General features: G+C 66.2%; 6 protein-coding genes and 1 pseudogene. 5 read left to right on the forward strand and 2 right to left on the reverse strand.

The features are described from left to right. Window positions 1-108: 108 nt before the first annotated feature. A pseudogene (locus ACAM49_RS38755) lies at window positions 109-309 on the forward strand (ATP-binding protein); the annotation flags it as partial. Between the two features lie 17 nt (window positions 310-326). Here ACAM49_RS38755 and ACAM49_RS38760 read toward each other — a convergent pair. After that, entirely contained in the window at window positions 327-1,223 is an 897-nt protein-coding gene (locus ACAM49_RS38760; protein WP_369640495.1) for an alpha/beta fold hydrolase, read from the reverse strand. 309 nt (window positions 1,224-1,532) lie between these two features. Between ACAM49_RS38760 and ACAM49_RS38765 the strand changes: the two genes are divergently transcribed. The 4 genes from ACAM49_RS38765 (at window position 1,533) to ACAM49_RS38780 (ending at window position 3,959) form a co-directional block, all read left to right on the forward strand. Continuing rightward, on the forward strand, window positions 1,533-2,672 hold the full coding sequence (locus ACAM49_RS38765; protein ID WP_369640496.1) for a phosphomevalonate kinase: 1,140 nt from the start codon (window positions 1,533-1,535) through the stop codon (window positions 2,670-2,672). After that, complete coding sequence (locus ACAM49_RS38770) at window positions 2,672-2,824, forward strand: hypothetical protein (RefSeq protein ID WP_369640497.1); 153 nt, start codon at window positions 2,672-2,674, stop codon at window positions 2,822-2,824. The genes ACAM49_RS38765 and ACAM49_RS38770 overlap by 1 nt, the downstream gene beginning before the upstream one ends. 33 nt (window positions 2,825-2,857) lie before the next feature. Further along, window positions 2,858-3,253, forward strand: a complete 396-nt coding sequence (locus ACAM49_RS38775; RefSeq protein ID WP_369640498.1) for a hypothetical protein — start codon at window positions 2,858-2,860, stop codon at window positions 3,251-3,253. Between the two features lie 127 nt (window positions 3,254-3,380). Then, window positions 3,381-3,959 carry a hypothetical protein gene (locus ACAM49_RS38780; protein WP_369640499.1) on the forward strand — a complete coding sequence of 193 codons (579 nt, stop codon included), beginning with the start codon at window positions 3,381-3,383 and terminating at the stop codon, window positions 3,957-3,959. Between the two features lie 23 nt (window positions 3,960-3,982). Here ACAM49_RS38780 and ACAM49_RS38785 read toward each other — a convergent pair whose 3' ends face one another. Continuing rightward, window positions 3,983-4,900 carry a 2-hydroxyacid dehydrogenase gene (locus ACAM49_RS38785; protein WP_369640500.1) on the reverse strand — a complete coding sequence of 306 codons (918 nt, stop codon included), beginning with the start codon at window positions 4,898-4,900 and terminating at the stop codon, window positions 3,983-3,985. Between the last annotated feature and the right edge of the window lie 54 nt (window positions 4,901-4,954).

Raw genomic sequence — 4,954 nt, forward strand, 5'->3', positions numbered from 1 at the left:
CCTGACTGAATCACCCGGAGAACCGATGTCCATCGGCCCGGAGATCTGCCGTCCGCCCAGCCGGACCCGTCAAGTCCACCCGCCCGGAGTTCCCGATGACCGTTGACACGGGCGACTTTGATCGTGACCAGCAACAAGCCCTTCGGCCGATGGGGAGAGGTGTTCGGCGGCGACATCGTCGCCGCTGTCATGACACCGCAGCTATGACAACTGGTCCATCATGCCGAGGTGATCTCGCTGAAGGGCGACAGCTACCGGCTCGAGGATCGTGACCTCGGTCGCGTGCCTGCGGCAAAGACCAACGACTGAGCAAATCACGCGGCAGTTCAGTCGTATTGCGCGATGAATCCGAGAATCCGTTGATTGACCTCGTCGGGAAACTCCGTGGGCAAGGCATGGGTGGCGGTCGGCCAGAGTTCGGTCTGCGCTTCGGGAAGCAGGGTCCGGACACGGCGAAGCGCCGCGTTCGGATCATGCACGGCACTGTGACCAGCGATCAACGCCAGCACCGGCGATCGTAGGGAGCGCAGTCGGTCGTCGCTCGGGTAGCTCGGAAACGGCGCGCCGATAGGGCGATACGTGCGCGCCCCGGTTTGCAGGAGCTGCAGGATCGGCAAGAACTCCCGCCGCAGCGGGTCATTGGAGTCCGGGTTGCCGACCATCCACGCTGTGAAGCGATCAACCAGCGGATCCAGTGCCGGCGCCATGGCGACGATGGGGATGGCCAGCAGCCGAGTACGGAAACCGAGCGAGAACCGCGCGAGCGTGTTCGCCGGATCCACCAACGTTAAAGACGCGATCCGATCAGGATCGAACAACGCCAGCTGCAACGACAACCACCCGCCGTAGGACCAGCCGACCAAGTGGACGCGGCCGAGCCCGAGCTCGCCCAGTACCTCGCCGAGGCATGCGGCATTGTCTTCCGGAGTACGAATCGGCGCGGTCTGGACGCTGAGACCCGGTTGCCCAAGAGCATCAAGCGTGTACACCGGATGGTGCTCGGCCAGACCCGCGATATTGGCTGCCCACGAGGTCGCCGTGGCGAAGAAGGGGTGCACCAAGACGATCGGCACACCCTCGTCGGGGCCGTGACGATACACACGCGCTATCCCGAAACGTGTAGCAACATCCCGTGTCTCGACGGGCTTGGGACTGAGCCGCATGGCCTCGGCGTAGGCGTCGCGGTACCTACCGTAGCCCTCTGCCGAACCGAAGAAACCCACAGCTGCAGGTAATTTCATACCCCACCCCAGATCTGCAACCTCAGATACATTCGGGCTCAAGATATCCCAGGTCGAAGCAGTCGAGAGGCTCTTTACAACCACGGTCCGGCCGGATGTCACACGCGTGCGTAGACGGGTCACGATTCGGCCGGAAGTCACGGATTATGAACGAAGCCGGGAAGTCATGCGAGGCACACATCGCAGGTATGCGCGACAGGGTGTCCTGTACCCGCACCGAAAGCGTCATGCTGGACTCAGCGTCCACGACCGATCGTTCTCGGCGCGCCACGTATCGAACGGTTGACAGCAATGACGGGATCCGCAGACCAGGGCATGGAATGGGCCAGGGTGCGTGATGGTGTGATCACCGCGCATGCACCGGGCAAGTTGTTCATCGCTGGTGAATATGCGGTAGTCGAGCCGGGCTATCCGGCGGTGGTCGTGGCCGTCGATCGATGCGCCTCGGTAACCGTGAGACAGGGCGAAACCGGGGACGGCGTCGTGTTGCGCTCGGACCTACACGGGGGGATCGCTCTGCGCTGTACGCGGAAGGCTCATCGCCTGGTTCCGGCCGATGGCGGCGACTGGCGAGACAGCCACTTCGCGGCGGTGCTGGCGGCGGCGCGAGTGGTCGAACGGTTGGCGGTCGAACAAGGCCGGTCGCCGATGTCGTTGCGGCTGTCGGTGATCAGCCGACATCTTGCTGCCGGTGACGGACGCAAGTTCGGGTTGGGTTCCAGTGCCGCGGTCACCGTCGCAACAGTCACCGCGGTCAGCACCTGCTACGGCCTGAACCTGTCGGACATGGATCGGTACCGTCTGGCGATGTTGGCAACGATCGCTCTCAACCCGAACGCCTCCGGTGGCGATATCGCAGCCAGCACTTGGGGCGGTTGGCTGGCCTACCAAACACCGGACCGCCAACAGATATCCGATCTCCTGACACGCCATGGCGTATCCGCGACAGTGCGGTCCGAATGGCCGCGATTGCGAGTACGCCCCCTGACGACCCCGAGAGGCCTGCGACTCTGTGTCGGATGGACAGGAGAACCCGTCTCAACAACCACAATGGTGACCCGCGCCCGCAACACCGACTGGCGAAAGGGCCGCTGCTACAACGATTTCCTCGCCGCCAGCAGTTCCAGCGTGCAGCTGTTGATCGACGCGATCGAAGCGGGCGACATCGCCGCGGTACAGCACCAGATCCGCTACAGCCGCCGCGTCCTCACCGCACTCGACACCGCCACAGGACTGGGAATCATGACTCCCCAGCTCGAAACCCTGTGCACCATAGCCGAATCCGTAGGTGCGGCAGCCAAACCCTCCGGCGCAGGCGGCGGAGACTGCGGGATTGCCATCCTGCCCCACACACCCACCCACACCCACACCGACCTGAACGACAGTTGGACCCGAGCCGGGATACAGCCGCTACCGCTCCACGTCCAGTGATGCTGTTTCTGCTTCTGCTGGGAACCGGACTGCGGATCGGCGAGGCGCTCGCGCTGCGCTGGATGGACGTGGATCTGAGGGCGGGTGCCGAGTGCGCCGTCATCCATGTCTGCGGCTCGGTCATCAAGGGCGAGAACGGTTCCTACCGTTAGGAGAAGCGCAAGAACAATGGGCGCTTCGACTAATTGACGCTGCCGATGTGGCTGACGGTCGAGCTGCGCGAGTGGCGTCGCCTGGCCGGCGACGCTGACGGGACCACACATGTTCTGGTCAGCAAGCGGGCGTGCCTGGTGTCGACGGGCGCCGCGGATCAACTGCTGCAGAAGGTGGTTCGGGGCACGGCGCTGGAATGGGTGCAGTGCGGCAACTTCCGGGACACTGCCGCGAGGCACGTGAGGGGCAAGACGAACGATCCGCTGCGGGCCAGTGCCCAATTGGGGCACAAAGCGGCGTCCACGATCGCGACCGTGCACTACATCGACTCGGAGGGATACACGTGTCCAGCAGTGGACAACGTTGTCGCGATGGAGTCGCTGCGACCCTCAAAACGTGAGCAAAGTTGGAATCTGGCGGCCGCGTAATGTACTCGCAACGCTGTGACCTTGACGTTCCCCCGGTTCAGGGCGTATCAACCTGGGTACAGCTACCGATATAGCCGGTAGAACCGACGCGTGGAGAGAGGCGGTCCAGGTGTCGATGCGTCCTCCTTTGCCGACTCGTGTGTGGCGGGTGCGGCCGTGGAACCCCAATCCGCTGATGCGCGTCTCGGATCGGGCCGAGGTGCTGTTGCGCGCCGTGGCGGTGGTCGTGGTGGTGGCGGCGGTGCCCGTTGCCGGGGCCATCGGGACCGTGAGTTATACCGGCGCGCAGGCGCGGATCGCGGCGCAGGACGCGGGCAAGACCAAGGTGAATGCCACCGAGACCGCGGATGCGGTGCGGGTGGCCGGGTCCGACCATTACGCGGGGCAGCAGCGGTATCAGGCTCCGGTGCAATGGGATATCGACGGCAAGGCGGCCACCGCGACCGTGGATGTGCCGGGGCCGCAGCTCACGGGCGCGACGGTGACGCTGTGGGTCAAGAACGGGCAGCCGACGCTGGCCCCCGCGCGGCCGGGGGCGGCCGCCGCGGAGGGGATCGGGACGGGGCTGGCGGTGCTGGTCGAAACCTGGTGTGCCGCCGCGGCGACGGTGTGGTTCACCGGCACGGTGTTCGATGCCCGGCGGTATGCGCGCTGGGAGCGCGAGTGGCGCGGGATCAATCGGCCGATCGGCAAGGACTCGCTGTAGCTGGGCAGCGTTCGCTGTAGCCGTCAGTATTCGCCGCGAATGAGGTTGCGGGGCTGCTCGCCCGCCAGGTAGCGCGCGATCTCGGCGGTCGCGATGGCCCAGCCGCGTCGCACGTTTCCCTCGCTGCTGCCGCCGACGTGCGGGGTCAGCAGCAGCCCGGGGGCGTCCCACAGCGGATGCCCGGCGGGCAGCGGCTCCGGCTCGGTGACGTCGAGAATGGCGCGCAGACGGCCGGATTGGAGTTCGGCCAGCAGATCGTCGGTGCGCACCACCGGCCCGCGGGCGGCATTGACCAGGATGGCGCGGTCGGCCATGCGGGCCAGGAAGGCGGCGTCGACCATGCCGGTGGTCGCGGCGGTGACCGGGACCATGAGCACGACCGCGTCGAAATGCGGGAGCAGATCCGGGATTTCGTCGACGCCGTGCACACCGTCGCGGGCACGTGTACCGACCAGTTCGACCGTGGTGTCGAAAGGTGCCAGCATCCGGCGCAATTCGGTGGCGAGATCGCCCGCGCCGATGATCAGGATGCGCTTGCCGTGCAAGGTGTCGGTGCGGTGCTGGGTCCACCGGTGTTCGCGCTGGGCCACGGCGAACTCGGTGAATTCCCGGTAGACCGAGAGCAATCCGGTGATCGCCCACTCGGCGGTGCTCGCGCCGTGCGCGCCGCGGCCGGTGGAGATCATGACCTCGGCGGGGAACTTGCCGACCCACATCTCGGCCCCGGCGGTAAGCAGCTGGACCAGGCGTAGCTTCGGCAGCGCCCGCGCCAGCTCCACCGTCTCGGGGCGGGAGGCGAGGAAGGTGGGGACGAAGATCTCGGCCTCGTCGGCACCCGTGGGCAGCGGTTCGCCCAGGGTATAGCGCAGCGGCCGGGCTGCCTCCAGCCGCGAGACCGCCTCGAAACCATGCTCATCCGGAACCAGCACCGTCACCGTCATGACAGCGACGCTAGCCGACCGGGTGGGGGCCGGTCGGCGCGGTCGGTATCGGGG

The organism is Nocardia sp. JMUB6875, from assembly GCF_041154655.1.
GTDB lineage: Bacteria > Actinomycetota > Actinomycetes > Mycobacteriales > Mycobacteriaceae > Nocardia.